Source organism: Mesobacillus jeotgali (genome assembly GCF_900166585.1).
GTDB lineage: Bacteria > Bacillota > Bacilli > Bacillales > Cytobacillaceae > Mesobacillus > Mesobacillus jeotgali_A.
In genome coordinates this window covers 2,502,718-2,523,021 of record NZ_FVZC01000009.1, presented here as the reverse complement: position 1 = coordinate 2,523,021, position 20,304 = coordinate 2,502,718, and the positions used below count along the sequence as shown (strand labels likewise).

General features: G+C 43.7%; 20 protein-coding genes and 1 other annotated feature. Of the genes, 12 read left to right on the top strand and 8 right to left on the bottom strand.

Annotated elements, in window-relative coordinates; translation table 11 throughout:
• The first annotated feature begins 18 nt into the window (after positions 1–18).
• The 6 genes from B5X77_RS22775 (at position 19) to menC (ending at position 7,468) form a co-directional block, all read left to right on the top strand.
• A complete protein-coding gene (locus B5X77_RS22775; RefSeq protein ID WP_079510176.1) occupies positions 19–1,425 on the top strand; it encodes an isochorismate synthase in 1,407 nt (468 codons plus the stop codon).
• Positions 1,422–3,173: a 2-succinyl-5-enolpyruvyl-6-hydroxy-3-cyclohexene-1-carboxylic-acid synthase gene (menD, locus tag B5X77_RS22770; protein WP_079510175.1), complete on the top strand. Its 1,752-nt coding sequence runs from the start codon at positions 1,422–1,424 to the stop codon at positions 3,171–3,173. Before B5X77_RS22775 ends, menD begins: the two co-directional genes overlap by 4 nt.
• Positions 3,170–3,979 (top strand): 2-succinyl-6-hydroxy-2,4-cyclohexadiene-1-carboxylate synthase, encoded by an 810-nt coding sequence (menH, locus tag B5X77_RS22765; protein WP_079510174.1) that lies wholly within the window; start codon positions 3,170–3,172, stop codon positions 3,977–3,979. The genes menD and menH overlap by 4 nt, the downstream gene beginning before the upstream one ends.
• A gap of 15 nt (positions 3,980–3,994) precedes the next feature.
• Positions 3,995–4,813 carry a 1,4-dihydroxy-2-naphthoyl-CoA synthase gene (gene menB / locus B5X77_RS22760; RefSeq protein ID WP_079510173.1) on the top strand — a complete coding sequence of 273 codons (819 nt, stop codon included), beginning with the start codon at positions 3,995–3,997 and terminating at the stop codon, positions 4,811–4,813.
• A 71-nt stretch (positions 4,814–4,884) separates the two neighbouring features.
• Positions 4,885–6,372 carry an o-succinylbenzoate--CoA ligase gene (locus tag B5X77_RS22755; protein ID WP_079510172.1) on the top strand — a complete coding sequence of 496 codons (1,488 nt, stop codon included), beginning with the start codon at positions 4,885–4,887 and terminating at the stop codon, positions 6,370–6,372.
• Complete coding sequence (gene menC / locus B5X77_RS22750; RefSeq protein WP_079510359.1) at positions 6,362–7,468, top strand: o-succinylbenzoate synthase; 1,107 nt, start codon at positions 6,362–6,364, stop codon at positions 7,466–7,468. The genes B5X77_RS22755 and menC overlap by 11 nt, the downstream gene beginning before the upstream one ends.
• A 129-nt stretch (positions 7,469–7,597) precedes the next feature.
• On the opposite strand, the gene B5X77_RS22745 is transcribed toward menC, so the two are convergent.
• Positions 7,598–8,956, bottom strand: coding sequence for an IS1182 family transposase (locus B5X77_RS22745; RefSeq protein ID WP_079505720.1), 1,359 nt, complete (start codon positions 8,954–8,956; stop codon positions 7,598–7,600).
• A gap of 689 nt (positions 8,957–9,645) precedes the next feature.
• On the opposite strand from B5X77_RS22745, the gene hmpA reads away from it, so the two are divergent.
• The 3 genes from hmpA (at position 9,646) to B5X77_RS22725 (ending at position 13,694) form a co-directional block, all read left to right on the top strand.
• Entirely contained in the window at positions 9,646–10,860 is a 1,215-nt protein-coding gene (gene hmpA, locus B5X77_RS22735) for an NO-inducible flavohemoprotein (protein ID WP_079510171.1), read from the top strand.
• 95 nt (positions 10,861–10,955) lie between these two features.
• Positions 10,956–11,228, top strand: a binding site (T-box leader).
• A 48-nt stretch (positions 11,229–11,276) separates the two neighbouring features.
• A complete protein-coding gene (gene metG / locus B5X77_RS22730; protein WP_079510170.1) occupies positions 11,277–12,914 on the top strand; it encodes a methionine--tRNA ligase in 1,638 nt (545 codons plus the stop codon).
• Positions 12,915–12,992: 78 nt separating this feature from the next.
• Positions 12,993–13,694 (top strand): Dph6-related ATP pyrophosphatase, encoded by a 702-nt coding sequence (locus B5X77_RS22725; RefSeq protein ID WP_079510169.1) that lies wholly within the window; start codon positions 12,993–12,995, stop codon positions 13,692–13,694.
• Positions 13,695–13,723: 29 nt separating this feature from the next.
• On the opposite strand, the gene B5X77_RS22720 is transcribed toward B5X77_RS22725, so the two are convergent.
• The 4 genes from B5X77_RS22720 to B5X77_RS22705 form a co-directional block, all read right to left on the bottom strand.
• Entirely contained in the window at positions 13,724–13,879 is a 156-nt protein-coding gene (locus tag B5X77_RS22720) for a DUF1540 domain-containing protein (protein WP_079510168.1), read from the bottom strand.
• A gap of 85 nt (positions 13,880–13,964) precedes the next feature.
• On the bottom strand, positions 13,965–15,014 hold the full coding sequence (locus B5X77_RS22715) for a cytochrome d ubiquinol oxidase subunit II (RefSeq protein WP_079510167.1): 1,050 nt from the start codon (positions 15,012–15,014) through the stop codon (positions 13,965–13,967).
• A gap of 15 nt (positions 15,015–15,029) precedes the next feature.
• Positions 15,030–16,391: a cytochrome ubiquinol oxidase subunit I gene (locus B5X77_RS22710; protein ID WP_079510358.1), complete on the bottom strand. Its 1,362-nt coding sequence runs from the start codon at positions 16,389–16,391 to the stop codon at positions 15,030–15,032.
• A gap of 109 nt (positions 16,392–16,500) precedes the next feature.
• Entirely contained in the window at positions 16,501–17,517 is a 1,017-nt protein-coding gene (locus B5X77_RS22705; protein WP_079510166.1) for a metal ABC transporter solute-binding protein, Zn/Mn family, read from the bottom strand.
• A 225-nt stretch (positions 17,518–17,742) separates the two neighbouring features.
• On the opposite strand from B5X77_RS22705, the gene B5X77_RS22700 reads away from it, so the two are divergent.
• Positions 17,743–18,306 carry a beta-class carbonic anhydrase gene (locus tag B5X77_RS22700; RefSeq protein WP_079510165.1) on the top strand — a complete coding sequence of 188 codons (564 nt, stop codon included), beginning with the start codon at positions 17,743–17,745 and terminating at the stop codon, positions 18,304–18,306.
• Between the two features lie 37 nt (positions 18,307–18,343).
• Here the strand turns inward: B5X77_RS22700 and yidD are convergent, their stop codons facing one another.
• Entirely contained in the window at positions 18,344–18,598 is a 255-nt protein-coding gene (yidD, locus tag B5X77_RS22695; RefSeq protein ID WP_079510164.1) for a membrane protein insertion efficiency factor YidD, read from the bottom strand.
• 59 nt (positions 18,599–18,657) lie between these two features.
• A complete protein-coding gene (ytzI, locus tag B5X77_RS22690; protein WP_079510163.1) occupies positions 18,658–18,822 on the bottom strand; it encodes a YtzI protein in 165 nt (54 codons plus the stop codon).
• A gap of 132 nt (positions 18,823–18,954) precedes the next feature.
• Between ytzI and B5X77_RS22685 the strand changes: the two genes are divergently transcribed.
• Entirely contained in the window at positions 18,955–19,395 is a 441-nt protein-coding gene (locus B5X77_RS22685) for a Dps family protein (RefSeq protein WP_079510162.1), read from the top strand.
• Between the two features lie 79 nt (positions 19,396–19,474).
• Here the strand turns inward: B5X77_RS22685 and B5X77_RS22680 are convergent, their stop codons facing one another.
• Positions 19,475–19,729: a DUF6154 family protein gene (locus B5X77_RS22680; RefSeq protein ID WP_079510161.1), complete on the bottom strand. Its 255-nt coding sequence runs from the start codon at positions 19,727–19,729 to the stop codon at positions 19,475–19,477.
• Positions 19,730–19,980: 251 nt separating this feature from the next.
• Between B5X77_RS22680 and B5X77_RS22675 the strand changes: the two genes are divergently transcribed.
• On the top strand, positions 19,981–20,301 hold the full coding sequence (locus B5X77_RS22675; protein ID WP_079510160.1) for a hydrolase: 321 nt from the start codon (positions 19,981–19,983) through the stop codon (positions 20,299–20,301).
• Positions 20,302–20,304 lie beyond the last annotated feature (3 nt).

Sequence of the window (20,304 nt, the reverse complement as noted above, 5' to 3'; positions counted from 1 at the left end):
GTTATTGGGGGGATAATTTTGGTTGCCATTCAGGACACGGAACTTAGACAGGGAATTCTTGATGGAATTGAGCGGGCCAAAGGACAATCTCAGTCGATTTTGGTCAGTGAAGTCCATAAAATAGATCGCATGAATCCTTTTTATTTTTTTGCCTCTGGAAGGGAAAAATACTTTGGAGAACGTTTTTTCTGGAAAGATCCAGAGGGGGAGCAATTCCTGACGGGTTTGGGTATTTGCGGTCAAATACAGTCGGTTCAGGCAGCTGACCGCTTTTTTCATGTTGAAAAAGAGTGGAAGCGCTTCATGGAAACCGCACTTGTTTTTAATAAATACAATTATAGTGGAACAGGTCCAACCATATTTGGAGGATTCTCTTTTGATCCGTTGAAAAAGGGGACAGCATTATGGTCTAAATTTTCAGAAGCGCTGTTTCATATTCCGAAATTCATGCTGACCATCATTAAGGGTGAGGTATATTTTACGACGAATGTAATCTGCACCCAGCATGATGATATTTCATTATTTGAAAAAGTGACCCGAGAGCGGCAAGAAGTGCTTACTAAAGCCATGCTTACACCAGAAACTGCCGAGATGGATCTTAAGGAAATGGTTGAAATTGAACCGGAAGCCTGGAAACAAACAGTCAGAGATGTTGTTAATGGTTTTGGGGACAGCAATTTAAAAAAAGTCGTTCTCGCGAGGGAACTGCGCCTTCATTTCGAAAATGAGGTCCAGGCTGAAAGAGTCCTTGGGAATCTTTTGGAGAACCAGAAAGCGAGCTTTATATTTGCCTTCGAATCCAATGGGGATTGTTTTATAGGGGCTTCACCTGAAAGGCTGGTCAAGAAAAATGGAGACAGCCTGTTTTCTGCATGTCTTGCAGGTTCTATCGCAAGGGGAGCAAATCCCGAGGAAGATGAGAAGCTTGGCAATGAGCTTTTAACTGACCAGAAAAACTTGATAGAACATCAATATGTTGTCGATATGATCAAAGAGGCTATGGAGGAAACCTGTGATGAGGTAATCCTTCCAGATCAGCCAGCGTTAATGAAAATGAAATACATCCAGCATTTATATACTCCAGTTATCGGTAAAAACCGGAAAGGAACCTCTATCCTTCATCTGGTAGACAGGCTCCATCCGACACCAGCGCTTGGTGGATTGCCGAAACAGGCAGCGATTGAGAAGATCAGGGAAATTGAACAGCTGGACAGAGGCCTTTATGCTGCTCCTTTAGGCTGGATGGATTATCAGGGAAACGGTGAGTTTGCCGTAGCAATCCGCTCGGGACTGATCCAGGGAAAAGAGGCTTCATTATTTGCCGGATGTGGAATCGTGGCAGATTCAAATGCAGAAAGCGAATACAAAGAAACTAGCATCAAGTTCCGGCCGATGCTTACAGCACTTGGAGGAAAGATAACATGAGTCACCAGGAAGGTTTAACATCATATATCGCTGCATTCGTTGCAGAGTTATCGAAAACAGGGGTGAAGGATGTTGTCATTAGTCCTGGGTCCAGGTCGACGCCTATGGCACTTGTCATGGCGGAGCACCCTGACCTGCGAACCCATATCCTTGTAGATGAGCGCTCTGCATCATTTTTCGCCCTCGGGATTGCCAAAGCAACCCGGAAACCGGTTGCCCTCCTATGTACATCTGGAACGGCTGCGGCAAACTATTATCCTGCGGTAATTGAAGCTAGTGTTTCAAGAGTCCCGCTTATTGTCCTGACAGCAGACCGTCCGCATGAATTGCGCGATGTTGGTGCTCCACAGGCCATTGATCAAATCCATCTATACGGAAAGAACGTTAAGTGGTTTGTCGAAATGGCACCGCCGGAAAAAACGGAAGACATGATCCGTTATGCACGTACTGTTTGTGGCAGAGCAACTGCAACAGCCTCAAGCTATCCGCAGGGACCTGTGCATTTGAACTTCCCATTCAGGGAGCCATTGATACCAAAGATGGATGAGAATTTGTTTGAACTGCCTGAACGTGTGGGTGGCTATGTCGATATTCAGACAGGACATCTGAGTCTCTCTGATGAAATGTTCAAGAGAATTGGTAAGGACTTATCATCATACAAGAATGGTATCATCGTCTGCGGGCAGATTGATAACAGTGATTTTATTGAACAAGTCATCTCGCTTGCTGACAGCTTGAAGTTCCCGATTATAGCTGATCCGTTGTCACAGCTGCGGAGCGGGGAACACAAAAGGAGTCACATCATTGATACATATGATGCATTTTTGCGGAACGAAGATGCAAAGGAAGCATTGAAACCTGATGTGATTATCCGTTTTGGGGCAATGCCTATTTCAAAGGCACTGACTATTTTTATAAAAGAAAACCGCCATGCCCGTCAGTTTGTGATTGACAGCGGTGCCGGGTGGCGTGAGCCGACAATGTCAGCAAGCGATATGTATTATTGTGACGAAGCGATATTTTGCGAGAAGATCAATAGTGTCGTTGATTATGTGAATGAGTCCGGTTATATGAACAAGTGGCTCTCTTTGAACGAGACGGCCAAGCAGCAATTAACCGCCATTTCCGAGACAAAGGAATTAAGCGAAGGAAAGCTGTTCCATATGCTTGCCGAAATGCTTCCTGAGGGAGCGACTCTTTTTGTCGGCAACAGCATGCCAATACGCGATCTTGATTCGTTTTTTTTGCTCAATGATAGGAATATCAAGGTTATGGCAAACAGGGGAGCGAATGGCATAGATGGAATCGTTTCTACTGCGCTTGGCGTAGCGAATGTATCGCAGCCATGTTACCTGGTGCTTGGGGATTTGACATTCTACCATGATTTGAACGGTTTATTGGCTTCCAAATTATATAATATCGATATCAATATTTTGCTGATTAACAATAATGGCGGCGGAATTTTCTCATTCCTCCCTCAGGCAAATGAGCCAAAGCATTTTGAGATGCTTTTCGGCACACCTCTAGATCTGGATTTCAGTCATATTGTCGCCATGTACAATGGGAAATATGATGTGATTAAAGACTGGGAGCATTTTGCGGATACTTTTGCCGAGAACCGGAGTGCTGGTGGTCTTAAGGTGATGGAAGTCCGTACAGCCAGAGACTCGAACTTGACAGAACATCGAAATTTGTGGAAATCTGTTTCCCGGGAAATAACAGGGATGCTTACCGGTGACAAATTATGAAAACCATGATCAATGGAATCCAATATCATATCCAGCAATATGGCAGCGGCATTCCGCTCATATTGCTTCATGGTTTTACCGGAGCGGCTTCTACATGGAAGCCGTTTTGTCCTATGTGGGGACAGTATTCGGAGCTTTTGATGGTTGACCTGATTGGTCACGGGAAGACTGAATCGCCAGGCGATATGGGACGATACAACATCGAGAAAGTAGCCTATGATCTAAAGATCCTTCTGGATCAGCGGGGCATTGAAAAAGCTGATGTGCTTGGGTACTCGATGGGAGGACGGACAGCCATCACATTTGCTAGTCTGTATCCTGAAAGAGTCCGAAAGCTGGTTCTGGAGAGCACGACACCGGGGCTGAGAAATACAGAGGACCGGGAAGCGCGAATTCTGCAGGACCATAAGCTGGCGGCGAGAATTGAGAGTGAGGGGCTGGAAAGGTTTATCGATTTTTGGGAGTCAATCCCGCTTTTTCGCTCACAGTTGAATCTTTCGGAACAAGTAAGGGAACAAATAAGGAGTCAAAGGCTGAAGAATGATCCTGTCGGTCTGGCTAACAGCCTCAGGGGAATGGGAACGGGTGCCCAGCCTTCATGGTGGAATCATCTGGAGAACTTCGATTTCGAAACTCTTTTGATTACAGGCGAACTCGATGAAAAGTTCTGTGGAATTGCCGCTGATATGGCTTCAAAGCTGCCAAATCCGACACATTTGACGATAAATGGATGCGGGCATGCAATTCATGTGGAAGATAGTGAAAAATTTGGTACAATAGTAAGTGAGTTTTTGTGGAATACATAAGAGGAGGTTGTCTTAATGACAGTTGAATGGGTTTCAGAACGCAAGTATGAAGATATTCTGTATGAAACATATAACGGAATTGCAAGAATCACCATCAATCGCCCGGAAGTGCGCAATGCTTTCCGTCCTAAAACGGTTATGGAAATGATCGATGCATTTGCTTATGCACGTGATGATTCAAGTATAGGAGTAATCGTATTGACTGGTGCTGGAGATGATGCATTCTGCTCAGGCGGTGATCAGAAAGTACGCGGCCACGGCGGATACATTGGGGAAGACGAGATTCCTCGTTTGAATGTGCTTGACCTTCAACGTTTAATTCGTGTAATTCCTAAGCCGGTAATCGCTCAGGTAAAAGGTTATGCAATCGGCGGAGGCCATGTGCTTCATGTCGTATGTGACCTGACAATCGCAGCCGACAACGCTATCTTCGGCCAGACTGGACCTAAGGTAGGAAGCTTCGATGCTGGATACGGTTCAGGCTACCTTGCAAGAATCGTTGGCCACAAAAAGGCTCGCGAAATCTGGTTCCTGTGCCGCCAGTACAATGCCCAGGAGGCTTTGGATATGGGTCTAGTCAACACGGTTGTTCCTCTTGACCAGGTTGAAGAGGAAACACTTAAATGGTGTGAAGAAATCCTTGAAAAAAGCCCAACTGCACTTCGCTTCTTGAAAGCAGCAATGAACGCCGACACAGATGGACTTGCTGGACTTCAGCAAATGGCAGGAGACGCAACATTGCTTTACTACACAACAGATGAAGCGAAGGAAGGCCGTGACGCTTTCAAGGAAAAACGCAAGCCAGACTTTGGCCAGTTCCCAAGATTCCCTTGATTTTATAATTTTGACTCAGCTTGATGGACATCCATCAAGCTGTTTTAGTATGTAGAGAAGGGGTGACCACAATGACTGAATCGATGCCGAATTGGCTGAAAAAGCGGGCGGATCTAACTCCTGACAGAGAAGCCTTGATTTTTGATGGACAGACATATACATTTAAGCAAGTTTTTCAACAGGCAAATGAGTATGCTGGCAGGCTTGCTGCTCTCGATCTCCACAAAGGTTCATCTGCCGCGGTGCTTTTTTCCAATCAGGCTGAATCTGTCTTTATTTTATATGGATTGCAAATGGCTGGTATCAGGGCGGTGATTCTGAATAATCGGCTTACCTCCGAGGAGCTGTCATGGCAGCTGGACGACAGTGAAGCAGATGTACTCGTGTATGAAATGCGATTCAATGAAAAAGTAACTGCGATCAACACCAATATTAAAAAAATCAGTACGAATAATTTGAGCCAGCTAGAAGGAAATATTCCAGTTGTTCTTGAAGAATATCCAATGGACGAAGTGACGTCGATCATGTACACATCAGGTACTACCGGTAATCCGAAGGGTGTTATGCAAACATACGGGAACCACTGGTGGAGTGCAAATGCATCAGCATTAAATCTCGGATTACATGACCAGGATAAATGGCTTTGTATAGTGCCGATCTTCCATATCAGCGGCTACTCAATTTTAATGAGGAGCCAGATATACGGCATGCCAGTTGTATTGCATTCCTCCTTTGAAGAGAAAAAGGTAATCGATGATATCCATCAATATCAAATAACAATCATGTCGGTGGTCAGCACGATGCTGAGGCGGATTATTGATGAACTTGGCGCAGAGAGATTGCCAGTGCAATTCCGCTGCATGCTGTTGGGAGGCGGACCTGCACCGCTGCCTTTACTGGAATCATGTCTTAAAAAAGATATCCCGGTATTTCAAACCTATGGCATGACAGAAACATCTTCACAATTTGCAACATTGTCACCTGAATACAGTATTGAACGTTTGGGTTCTGCCGGTAAGGCGCTATTCCCAAACCAGATCCGGATAGTCGATGTTGATGGCCAGGATGTTCCTGCAGGCGCTGAGGGTGAGATTGTAGTAAAAGGGCCGAATGTTACAATCGGGTACCTGAACCGGCCGGATGAAAGTGCTGATAAAATCCGTAACAGATGGCTTCACACGGGCGATATTGGCTATATGGATGCTCAAGGCTTCCTTTATGTTCTTGACCGACGATCGGATTTAATCATTTCAGGCGGGGAAAATATCTATCCTGCTGAAATTGAAGGAGTTCTGCTTTCGCATCCCGGTGTTGCAGACGCAGGGGTGATTGGAGCGTCTGATGAGCAATGGGGGCAGGTACCAGTTGCTTTTATAGTGAAAAAAGAAGAAGTTTCTGAAGAAGCATTGCTGGCTCTTTGTAAACAGAAACTCGCTAAATACAAACTTCCGAAGAAGGTCTACTTTACGGACAGTCTCCCGAGGAATGCTGCAAAGAAATTATTGAGGCGCAAACTGCGAGAGTGGCTGGATGCGGAGCGTGATGGTAATGGATATTAAGTCCGTCTGTTTATCGGTTATTAAGATGCCATTAAAGCAGCCCTTCATGACTCATTTAGGTTCGGTGACGGACAGGGAAGCCATCATTGTGGAAGTGGAAGATCGAAATGGCATAGCAGGCTATGGTGAAGGGGTAGCTTTTACTTCCCCATGGTATACCGAGGAAACAGTCCAGACTTCATTCCATATGCTGAAAGATTTTTTGATCCCTCTTTTAAAAGAAAAGGGTATCAGCCATCCTGATGAAGCTTTTGCCCTGTTTAGTTCAGTTCGAAGGAATCATATGGCAAAGGCCTCGCTGGAAACTGCACTCTGGGATTTGCATGCGAAGAGAGAAGGCATTTCGTTATCGAAGATTATTGGAGGAACAATGTCAGCCATTCCAGCAGGGGTGGTTGTCGGCAACCCTAATTTGGCTGAGGTCCTTAAACAAATTGAAAGCTATTTGGAGCAGGGCTTCAAGCGGGTGAAGGTTAAAATCAGTCCAGATGCTGACTTCCAGTTAATCTCTGGAATCCGTAAGCAGTTCCCTGATTTGCCCCTGATGGCTGACGCGAACTCGGCATATTCACTACGAGATGTGGACAGGTTAAAAGCTCTTGATGAATTCGGCCTGCTGATGATTGAGCAGCCGCTGGGATTTGATGATATTATCGATCATGCGAAGCTTCAGGAGAAAATCAAGACGCCTATCTGCCTTGATGAAAGCATCGTCACTTTTGAAGACGCCAGGAAAGCAGTCGAGCTCGGAAGCTGCGGAGTTATCAATATAAAACTCGGTCGTGTTGGCGGCCTTAACGAAGCAAAAAGAATACACGATTACTGCCATTCCAAAGGAATTCCTGTTTGGGCGGGCGGCATGATAGAATTCGGTATTTCAAGAGCCCATAATATCGCCATCGCTTCACTGCCGGGATTCATGATTCCAGGTGATATTTCTGGTTCCGACCGCTATTGGGAACAAGATATCATCCAGCCGGAAATAAAGGTGGAGAATGGGATGATCAATGTGCCTGGCAGCCCTGGAATCGGAGTTGAACTTAATAGGAAGCGCATGAAAGAAGTTACTGTTATTGAAGAACGGTTTGTATTATAGAGTGAAGGAGCACTGCTAACGCAGTGCTTTCAGTTTGTAGACAAAAGGGATTCGGAATGCTCTCATTCCGAACCCCTTTTTGGATCTCATCGGATTTTTCAAAGGAAATAGACTCTATTTGCTATACTTTTAGGCCATTTTTGGACTTCTCCATGTCCAGTTGGCCATCTTCTTCAGGTTCAAGGCAGCGAAAGTAAGCATCGCCTGCATCGACAATTTTTTAAGCCCCCTCAGGGTTGTCCAACGCATGCCATGCTTTTCTTTTGCATCTGCGAATACACGCTCAATGGTTTCCTTGCGCTTCGCATAGATTTGTTTTACTTCTGGTGTATGCCTTAAGTGATCCGCCTCTTCCACATACTCCTGCCAGATATGGCGCGTTACCACCTTTTGGTGGTCTTTGCTTTCTGTGCATTGCCCTAAAAACGGGCAGGTTGCGCAGATCTGTTTGGGGGATTTATATTCACGATATCCCTCTTTCGTTGTGGTCGAATACTTTAGGACCTCACCGGCAGGACACAAGTAACAGTCGAAAAATTCGTCATACACATATTCATATTTGCGGAAAAAGCCATCCTTCGTCCGTGGTCGGGTATAAGGCAAAGCAGGGGTCATTTCGTTTTCCATCAGAAACTTCGTAATAGCTGGAGTTTTATAGGCTGCATCTGCCGCAACGGCATTAGGCTTTCCAACTTTCTCTATCACTTGTTCTACCATTGGCTCAAGGATCAGGCTGTCATGCGTATTCCCAGGTGTCACGATGGTTCCCAAAACAAATCCATTCCGATCTGATGCCGCATGGAAAGAGTAGGCAAACTGCTTTGTTCGCTCGTCCTTGACGTAGTATCCACTCTCAGGATCGGTCGTGCTTTCCTTGATTTCCTTCGTTTCTTCCTTCTCGAATTTATCGGGAGGAAAAGGTTTCTTCCCGTGGTCTTCTCGATCCTGATTGATCTCTTCCTGGAGTTTCTCTTGATACACCCGTGTTTCCTTTCGCACCACTTTCTTCTGGAATTTATTCTTATTCGCACTTGCTTTTACATGGGTTGAATCAATAAAGACATGTTCAGCACTAATAAGTTTCTTATCCGCTGCGGTCTTAAGAATTCGATAGAAGATCTGTTCAAACAAATCGGTGTCTTTAAAACGGCGTTCGTAATTCTTCCCGAAGGTGGAGAAATGGGGCACTTTATCATGGAATCCATAACCCAAAAACCAGCGGTAGGCCATGTTCGTTTCTACTTCGGCAATGGTCTGGCGCATGGAGCGGATGCCAAAGGTATATTGAATGAAGCTGAGCTTAATTAGAATCACAGGGTCAATGCTTGGGCGACCTACTTCGGAATACACATCCTTCACCAAATCATAGATGAAAGAAAAATCAAGGGCTGCTTCCATCTTACGGACTAAATGGTCCTGAGGAACCAGTTGGTCTAAAGCAACCATCTCTAATTGATCTCGTTGGATTGGATTATTTTTCGAAAGCATCTTCATCACCTCAAGCGTTATATGTATCTATTTTAAAAGAGACTTATGGTTAGTTCCACACTAAGTTGAGGAATCCTGTTGATTGAAGTGGAAGGCGCGTAGACTCCTGCGGGATCAGACGGACAGGTGAGACCCCGCAGACGCCAACGGCGGCGAGGAGGCTCAGCGCCGGCCCCGCGGAAAGCGAAGCGCCTGGAACGGAAATCAACGGCCCCATTCCAGCACAAACCAAAAAGACTGTAGACAAGCTCGATCTCCATCAAGTTTGTCTACAGTCTGGGAGCACTGCTAACGCAGTGCTTTTATTTTTTTCTCTAAGATAAATTCGAAAAAATCAGCGTTTTTTACCAATTCGCTATAAAAAAGAAAAAGTCGCTATAAAAAATTTATTTTCGTTATAAAAGAGAAAAAGTCGCTATAAAATCAAGATTTTCGCTATAAAAAAGGTGCCACCCTTTTTTGTGGCCAGTTTAATCAGTTAACACGTTTGAAAATCCTGATTTGGTTCATTTTTATCATAAAATTCGTTGCGAATGAAGCAATTCCTAATTAAAAATCTAATTCGAAAGAACTATTTTACGATAGTGTGATTTGAATCACTTAGTCTGCCGAATTAATTTATTATAATCACTATGGGAATGAGGTAAAACACCTCGATAAGAAGATATTGATATAGGGGAGTGTATGAAATGCTAGATCAAAAAACTATTGAGATCATCAAATCGACAGTACCGGTTCTGGAAGTGCACGGAGAACAAATCACGACAGTATTCTATAAGACGATGTTCGAAAATCATCCTGAGCTGCTGAACATTTTTAACCATGCTAACCAAAAGCAGGGCAGACAGCAAAGAGCATTGGCTGGAACGGTCTATGCAGCAGCGAAGTACATCGACAATCTTGAAGCGATCCTGCCGGTTGTAAATCAGATTGCCCACAAGCACCGCAGCCTTGGCATCCTGCCTGAGCATTATCCGATCGTTGGCAAGCACTTGCTGATTGCGATTAAAGAGGTTCTTGGAGACGCGGCTACAGATGAAATCATCAATGCCTGGGCTGAAGCATATGGCGTGATTGCGGATGCATTCATCTCTGTGGAAGCGGAAATGTATGACGCAGCGGCAAACCAAAAAGGCGGCTGGGATGGATTCCGACCATTTATCGTAGCGAAAAGAGTCGAGGAAAGTGAAGTCATCACATCTTTCTACCTGAAGCCAGTGGATGGAAAGGCAATCGCTTCATTTAAGCCGGGGCAGTATATAAGCGTCAAGCTTGAAATTGAAGGGGAAAAATTCACACATATCCGCCAGTACAGCCTGTCAGATGCTCCTAGAAAAGACTACTACCGTATTAGTGTTAAAAAGGAAGCTGGCATGGAAACACCGGATGGAAAAGTATCCAATTACCTGCACAATACCGTGGAAGAAGGGGAAGTTCTCCAGATCAGTGCACCTGCAGGCGACTTCTTCCTTGATACTGAAAAAGATACCCCGGTTGTTCTGCTTAGCGGCGGAGTTGGCCTTACTCCGATGGTCAGCATGCTGAACACTGTTGCTGAGCTGCAGCCGGAAAAAGAAGTGACTTTCATCCATGCGGCACAGAACGGCAAAGTGCATGCCCTTAAAGATGAAGTAGCAGCAACCGCAGCTAAAGCAAAGGTGAATTCAGTGGTGTTCTACGATCAGCCAACAGAAGAAGACCGCCTGAACAACAGCTTTGATGTTGAAGGGTATATTACAAAAGAATGGCTCAAAGAAAATGTGAATCTTGAACACTCAGACTTCTATTTCTGCGGCCCGGTACCGTTCATGAAAGCAGTAAACGCAGCGTTAAAAGACCTTGGCGTTACAGAAGACAGGATTCATTTTGAATTCTTTGGTCCAATGGCAAGTCTGGAAGCATAATAACAGTGAAGCACTCTCCCTTAATGGAAGAGTGCTTTTTTAAATTGATTATTGACTTCCTGGAAAATTCTGAATAAAATCAGATTAATAAATTTCAAAAAGCAATGAAGAGAAAAAGTAGAGTGCCCCTGTTTTTTACAGAGAGCTTCGGCAGCTGAAAAGAAGCAAAGACAGTCACTTGAAAAATGGTCTCTGAGCTCCGTCCTGAACATGCTGCAAGTATAAGTAGGGAACGGCGAGAGTTGGCACTCGTTATCAATGTCACAGTATAAGAGCAGGCAATCCATGCTCCGTACTTGGTGAGGCAAATAGTGTGAACTATTTGCGAAATAAGGTGGTATCACGGGAATCCAAACCTCGTCCTTAACTTTTGCAGTTAAGGACGGGGTTTTTTATTTTTCTAAGGAGGTCATTCAATGAGTATTTTTATTGGAGGAGCATGGGCCTATGCAAATGGTTCTTTGCATCTTGGGCATATTTCTAGCCTGTTGCCGGGTGATATTTTAGCTAGGTATTACCGGCTAAAAGGGGAAAAAGTTTTATATGTTTCTGGCAGTGACTGTAACGGGACACCGATTACAATAAGAGCCAAGCAGGAGGGAGTAACGGCAAAGGAGATAGCGGATCAATATCATAAGGAATTTGTCGATTGTTTTTCTCGTCTGGGGTTTTCTTATGACCAGTATACAAGGACTGACACAGAGCATCATCATGAACTTGTTCAGGCTATCTTTTTGGAGTTGTTTGAAAAAGGGTTCATTTACAAAAAAGAAATTGATCAGTCGTATTGCGAGCATGACCAACAGTTTTTGCCTGACCGATATGTAGAGGGTCTATGCCCGATATGCGGAGCGAATGCACGTGGGGATCAATGCGATGCCTGCTCCACTGTATTGGAACCGCTTGATTTGATCGACAGGCGCTGCAAGATCTGTGGCCACCCGCCCACCGTAAGAAAAACAGAACATTTTTATTTTGCTTTAAGCTCTTTTCAACAAACTCTGGAACACTATGTTGATGAGGCAGAACACAAAGAGGGTTGGCGAAATAATGCCATCTCTCTGACCAGGAGATATCTGAAGGAGGGTCTTCAGGATCGGGCGGTATCACGTGATTTAGACCATGGGGTAGGTGTGCCGCTAAAGGGGTATGAGCAAAAGAAAATCTATGTATGGATTGAAGCTGTTTCTGGATACTATACCGCCAGCAAACTTTGGGCAAAAGAAACAACCGGGGATGATGGGACGTTTTGGAACACCGAAACCAAATCGTATTATGTACACGGCAAAGACAATATTCCTTTTCATTCCATCATATGGCCTGCTATCCTTGCCGGGTTGGAAAAGGATCCTTTGCCATCCCATATAGTGTCGAATGAATATCTCACACTGGAAAAAAGAAAATTGTCGACAAGCAGAAATTGGGCTGTCTGGGTGCCTGATATTCTAGAAAGATATGACCCGGATTCCATCCGCTATTTTCTTACAATCAACGCCCCTGAAAATCGGGACGCGGATTTCTCGTGGAAGGAATTTATCTATAGTCATAATAGCGAATTGCTGGGCGCCTATGGAAACCTCGTGAACAGGACCTTGAAATTCATCCACAAATCATTTGATGGTGTGATTCCGGAAAAAACGATTAGCAAAGAAATAGCTGATGGTGTAAGCAGGTTATATGATGACACTGGTCGAAATGTTGAAGAGGCCAGCTTTAAGGAGGCATTGGAAACAGTATTTGATTTTGTCAGGTATTCGAACAAATACTTTGACCAGGAGCAGCCATGGAAGCAGATTAATGAAAATGTTGAAGCCTGCAAACAGACTATGGCTGACTGTGTTTACATCATTGGGAACCTGGCAAATATCCTGACACCATTCTTGCCTTTCTCTAGTGAAAAGATTAAACAAATGCTGTCTATTACAAAAGCAGGCTGGTGCCCGCTAGCTGTCTCGCCTCAAATTTTAAATGCTGTAGAGCCATTATTTAAACGAATCGATCCAGAGAGAATTCAAATAGAATTGGATAATCTGGATAGGCAGCACAAGGCTTAACCTGATTAATAATGTGTTTAAGTGTATTAACCTCAAGGTTGTGAATCATTTTTATTTCGAGTAAAGGAGGCTGATAGGATGAAAATAGTTATGGGATTCAGCGGGGGGAAGGATTCTACCCTTGCATTATATAAAATACAAAATAATCCTGATTATGAAGTTGATTCATTGTTAGTGACTCTCACAGAAGGGACAGGGCGTGTTTCCATTCATGGAGTAAGGCATGAGCTGCTGAAACAGCAATCGGAGTCTTTAGGAATTCGATTACGAGAAGTTTGGATCCCTCAGGAATGCTCGAATGATAAGTATCAGGAAATCATGAGGAAAACATTCTCTGAATTGAAGGCAGACGGTGTCACCCATATTGCTTTTGGTGATATTCACCTGCAGGATATCCGCGAATATAGGGAAAATCTTGTGGAAGGAACCGGTTTGACTGCTATTTTTCCTCTGTGGAATCATTCTGTTGATGACATCAGCAATCAGTTCATTCAGCTAGGGTTTGAGTCTGTGATCACCTGCATTGATTTGGAGGCACTAAACAAATGTTTTCTTGGAAGAATCTATGACAGGGAATTGCTCAAAGACTATCCGAAAAACCATGATATTTGCGGTGAGAAGGGGGAATTTCATTCGTTAGTGTTTGACGGGCCTAATTTTAAGTTTCCCTTAAGCTTTGAAAAAGGGGCTGAGAAAGTAACTCCTGATTATTTCACTGGGAAGGATCGTTTTCTATTTATTGATCTTATTCCGATCGAAAGAACCGACCATAAGCAATAAATAGGACCAGGTTGACCCGGTCCCAATATTTAGCTTAAAGCTTCAAATGTCTTGCAGTCGGTTTCCCGGCTGTTATCGGCTGTCTCGCCGGAATGGCTGACCACATAGATTTTGTCGGCGTTGCATAGGTTTCCATGCTCCCAATATTGACAGTTGTTTACTTCGCACAATACGTCTTTAGCCATGGTGTACCACTCCTTTTTGATTGATACATCTATAGCATGCAGCGGGAACGAATTACTCATTCAAGCTAATATTAGGCAAAAGGAATCAAGTTTGTCCCCTGGCCTTTTTTTGCCGGAGATATCTTTTGTCCTGCATGAACAGGCTCCAGAAATAGATGAAGCCAGGAAAAAGAATCAGGAATCCAACAATATATGTGGTGAATACAGCACGGAATGAATTTGGGTCGGTAAAGGCCGATTGTATCGTTACTTCCGGATAGACGATATATGGCAGATGGGCTTTTCCGTAAACATAGCTTGCTGCCAGATATTGAAGGGTAATCATGATAACAGCGAGCCTTGGGAGTCCTCTTAGCGATTTATTGCCAATCGATGGAAGAATCAGTGCAAGGCCGCCAATCATGAAAAGAACAACCGATATTATAAGAATAGATAAATCGTCCATCATATTATCATAAATCCAGGCAGCTTCATTTCGTAACGTCAGCATGATGGCAAAAGCCATTACCAGCGAAATCGGTCCCAGAATCAATGCATCACGTCTGTAGACATTATAAGCCTGAAGCTCATCAGATGCTTTTGAGTAATCTGCGAGCAACAGTGACGAAAGGAAGAGGGTACTGCTAACAGCAAAGCCGATAAAGGCATATTCATTTGGGCTGGTGAAAAGCTTTCCAAGATTGAGGTTTTGCGATCCATCAGTGAACTCGACAAACCCGCCATGTGTAATGGGGAGAACACTGATCAACAAGCCAGGGATCAGGATGCCGCAGATTCCTGATATATAGGTGAGCACTTTTCGATAATCCTCAGCAATATTTGAAAAAACAAGAAATGCACTTCGAACGGATAACAGAAGCAAGATCATGCTGCCTGGGATCAGCAGTACCGTGCCCAATGTATAAGCAGCTTTTGGAAACATGCTGTAAACTGCCACGACCAGGGCAACGATAAAAGTATTCGTTACTTCCCAGGTTGGCGAAAGATAGCGATTGGCGATATTTGTTGCCTTTGTTTTTGTTTTATTGATGTATACCATCGACCAGAAGCCAGCGCCAAAATCCATGGTGGCCATGACGGCATAAATAAAGACGAAGCCCCAGAGGACGGTTATAGCAGTTAGCGCATCAGTCACACCGAATCACCTCTTTTACGTATTTGAATCGAACAACGGAAATTCTTTTTGCTGTGCTCTGTTCAGGTCGTCCAATACGGTATTTTTCCTGAAGTAATACCGGAGAACGATGATTTCCATCACGCCAAGCAAAACGTACACTGCAGCAAAAAGAATAAATAATATTCCGAGGTTTGTTGCAGTTGTCGCAGCATCGGCAGTGGTCAGTACACGGTAAATGACCCATGGCTGCCTTCCTGTACAGGCAAAAATCCAGCCGAATTCAATCCCAAGCATGGCAAGCGGGCCTGTAGCAACAAACAACCACATGAGGAATTTAGGAAACCGGTCTTTCTTCAAGATTTTATTCCAAACAAATGCGATTAGAGAGAGTGTGATAAGCAGCATCCCAACCCCGACCATCGCATTAAATAATGTGTGGATGAACAATGGGGGCCAGTGTTCCTCGGGAAAATCATTTAAGCCCTTCACTTCGGTATCGAATGAATTTCCGGCCAGAAAACTTAATGCCCATGGAATTTCAATGCCCCATTTTACTGATTCCGTTTCCCGGTCGGTAAACCCTCCGATTGCCAGCGGGGCGTATTTTTGGGTTTCAAAAAGTCCTTCTGCGCCTGCCAGTTTTTCAGGCTGGTATTCATGAAGGTATTGTGCAGCTGAATGTCCATTGGCTGCAGTCAGAATGGAGAAGATACCGCCAATGATTAAACTGGCCATCAAAGCTTTTTGATGAAATTTATACAGCCTTGAGCCAAAGTCACTTTTTAGCATTTTATAGGCAGCAACAGTAGCGATAATAAATGCCCCGGTCATATAAGCTGTGACGACAACATGTCCAGCAGTAACAACGAAACTTGGATTAAAGAAGGCAGCCCATGGATCGATATCAACGAGCTCGCCATTTTCTACTCGAAAGCCAGCTGGTGTACCCTGGAATGCATGGACATTTGTGATCAGGACAGCAGAGGCAAGTGCCCCAAGAGCAACCAGCGTCAGACTGGCTATTCTCATCCAGGGTGCGATTCGATCTGCTGCGTACACATAAATCGACATGAACAAAGCTTCCACGAAAAAAGCATAAATTTCAATCTGAAAAGGCAGGGCCATGACTCGCCCGATGACCTCCATGAACCCTGGCCATAGGAGGGATAGCTGGACTCCTGCAATTGTGCCAGTCGGGATGCCGACTCCCAGGGTAACGGCAAATGCCTTAGTCCACCTTTTCGCCATTACGGCATAGTCCCTGTCATTTGTTTTCTGGTAGAGCAGTTCTGCTGCAAGAATCATTAGCGGCAGCCCAACCCCAATCGTTGCATTGATAATATGAAACCCCATGGTTGTCCCGAACAGTGAACGGGCAATTAATATTTCGTCCATCATTTAACTTCCCTTCCGTAATATGCCTCCTCCTAGTGTTTTCACTTTATTGGAAAATATGTAGGAAAATTTTCCATAAAAAAACCTCCCAAATTGGGAGGCAACGGTATTATTCATTCAACGCTTTTCCGAGCGTCGAGATATTTCTTTCCATCAACGTGAAGTATGTTTCCTTATTTTTTATGTCTTTATCCGTTAATACAGAAAGATTGTGGAGCGTAAGTGACTTAGCACCAATTTCTTCCTGAACCATTTTTGCCAGCTTGGATTCAAAGTTCTGTTCATTCAAAACATATTTTATCTTTTCGTCTCTTGCATGAGAAATGAGTTTTTGAAGTTCTTTTTGGGACGGTTCATTAGTTGTCGACTGTCCAGAGATACTGATTTGATCAATCCCATATCGCTCTTCCCAATAACTGTATGCTGCATGAGATACAATGATTTCCTTGCGCTTCGCTGAATGAATCACATTGGCAAACTCTTTGTCTACATCCTCTAATTGGGCAGCTAGTTCAGAATAATTTTGTTCAAAAGTATCTTTATGCTCTGGCATTTGTTCGATTAACTGTTCCTTGATAGCAAGGGCAAGATCGTTTGCATATATAGGATCTAGCCAGACATGCGGGTCGATGTCACCGTGTGCATGCCCATCGCCACTGTCATTACCGCCTTTGTCATCATGGCTGTCTTCCTCGGCATGGCTGTCTTCCTCTGCATGTTCATCATCGCTATGGTCATTCTCTTGATGGCCAGCTTCATCGAAATGTACGGCTTCTCCGACAGGAACCATTTTTACTTCCTCATCTTTCAAAGTTTTGCCCGCTTTATCAACAAAACCCTCAAGACCGAGACCGATATAGAAAAAAACGTCTGCATCAGCTAATGCCATCATATCTTTTTGGGAGGGTTCGAAAGTGTGTTCATCTGCTCCTGGAGGATACACGGTTTTAACCTCGACATATTGACCGCCAATTTGCTCGCTGAAAAACTGGAGCGGATAAACGGTTGTATAGACTTGCAACAGGTTCTGATCCTTTTCCTTATTTGAGGCGTTTTCTTTTCCGCAGCCGCTGAGAAAGGCTGAGATTGTTATAAAAATCGATAGTATAAAAGCAATTTTTTTCATATTGACCTCCTGGTTTCAAAACGGATTGATTACGATTTATGAACTGTAATGGTAGCATTCTTTTATAGTTTTCTGGTCAGTTGTTAAAAATATTAATTCGTAATCGTTACGATTTACCTTTTGTATCATACAAAAGGATTGGCAGAAAATCAAGTAAAACATTTTGGCTCTGCGGAGATTTACGGTATTCTAGATAGTAGACCATGTTAAAAAGGAGTAGAGAAGATGAGAATGCTTGAGGAAATCCTTCATTTTAATGAACAATTTGTTGCTGAAAAGAAGTATGAAGAATTCACGACTACGAAATTTCCAAACAAAAAAATGGTTATCTTAACATGTATGGATACCAGGCTTGTTGAACTTTTGCCAAGAGCGTTGAATATTCGCAATGGTGATGTGAAGATTGTCAAAAATGCCGGTGCACTCATCATGCATCCTTTTGGAAGTATCATGAGAAGTCTTCTGGTCGCTGTTTACCAGCTGCAGGCAGAGGAAGTGGCAATCATTGGGCACTATGACTGTGGCATGAGCGGTATGAAGCCTGATGGCATGATTGAGGAAATGCAACGTCGCGGTGTTAGTGATGATATGCTGAACACTTTGAATTATTCGGGAATCGATGTAAAGGAATGGCTTCACGGCTTTGACAATGTCAAGGACAGTGTTGGCCACAGTGTCGAAATCGTAAAGAACCATCCCTTGATGCCTAAAGATGTTCCTGTACATGGGCTAGTAATTGATCCGGCAACAGGAAGGCTGGATCAGGTTATCAATGGATATGAAAAGTAAGCAGGCAATTCGACTGCAATATTTTTAAAACAGGAAATTAATGATTATGGGCCTTGTCTTTTTTCCTTGATGGCCATTCTTCCGGCACAGGGTCGATTCCGCCCGGGTGAAGTGGCTGGCATTTCAGGATCCGCACGATGGTCAGCCAACCGCCTTTGAAGGGACCAAATCTCTGGATCGCTTCAAGCCCATAATGGGAACAAGTCGGATAAAAACGGCATGACGGCGGCTTCAAAGGCGATATGACTGCTTGATAAAATCGGATGATGCCGATGAATGCTTTTTTTAGCATAGGAAATCCCTTCTTAAAAAATTTAATCTCTTAAAAGGAGCTGCTTCAGCTCCTTTTATTTATTTTTCACCACGTTCATTATCAGAGGTGTTTTCGTGAAGATCACTGTTGTTTTCAATCGGGTCGACTGTGTGTTTGTATTGATATGCCTTAGAAGTGGTCAACACGCTTAAAACCAGGACTACGATGACAATGATGATCGAGATAATCAAAACGGTATACATAATACGTCCTCCTTTGTTCAAAATTATTGTAGCATGTTCCTTTCCTGGATAGGAAAAAAGTTGCTGTCACCATGTTTTTTCTAAAACAGGAAGGGGAATATAAATGATGACTAAGAGGAGGATGAATTAAGCATGGCACAAACAGAATTAATCCAAGCAGTAAACAAACAAGTTGCAAACTGGACGGTACTATATACAAAGCTTCACAATTACCACTGGTATGTAAAGGGCCGCCACTTCTTCACACTTCACGTCAAATTCGAAGAACTTTACAACGAAGCAGCAACAATCATTGATGAATTTGCTGAAAGAATTCTCGCGTTAGAAGGGAAGCCTGTCGCGACGCTGAAGGAATATTTAGAACTGTCTTCTGTTGAAGAAGCAACCGGTTCAGAAAACGAAGAAGATATGGTCAAGCAGCTGCACGATGACTTTGGAACAATTGTGGACGAGCTCCAGCAAGCAATTGAACTTGCAGAAAAGGCAGAGGATACAGCTACCGCAGATATGATGACGGAAGTGAAAATGAGCCTCCGCAAACATATGTGGATGTTCAAGGCTTATCTTGGATAAGAGAAAAACTGGCCGCCGGGCCAGTTTTTTTTGCGCAAAAAAAACCGGCTTAATCAGCCGGTTATATGTATTTTATTCATTAATGGACATTGCGGGAAGGATATGTGACCGAACGCGCTCCGAAATCATCCTGGGCAAATTTCCCCTTCAGGCTCTCGATCAAATAAAGCCCCATCAAATCATAAAGCTCCTGCTTATCGAGGTCCTGGATGATCTTCAGAAGGTCTTCACGGCTCATTTCTTCAAGGAAGGCAAAAGCGAGCATATCGATATCCTCTTCATCACCGGTCAATTTATTGCGGTAAAGTTCGTATAGCTCATCAATCAGTTTCATGACATTTCACCTCTCCTTCTTAATCCTCCATAATCCTATACTTATTTAATACCCTTGACTGGAAAAAATATGCCTCGGAATTGAAGCATTTTCCGGCAGGGTTATTGATTTTCTTTATCTGTATGCGTGCTCTAATTTTAACATACTCATTACTTTAAAAGGAATTTTGGAGTGCAAAAAATTATTTATTTTAAAGATATTCAGTATAAAGAAATATAGACGCAGGGAACGATATCCATGAGGTGACGTTCATGCAAGACGGCAAAAAAACTTACTATATCAATATAAGTGAAGGCGAGATTTCAAGTGTATCCACAGCATCTCCATGGAATTTCAAAATCGAAGCCACAGATGAAGAAATCACAGCGCTGAGGGAAATTTTTGAACAAAGCTATTCCACAGGCTGGCAAAATTTCATGAGGGCGCATGTCCCATATGTCCAATATCACTACGACAGGGAAAATGATGCTCTGGACAGACAGCTGATTCAGGCTTATGAGATGATTTATAAACTTGGTGATGAAGAAGCCAGGAACCATATTGAAAGCATGGGCATCCTGCCGCAAAAATAGTAC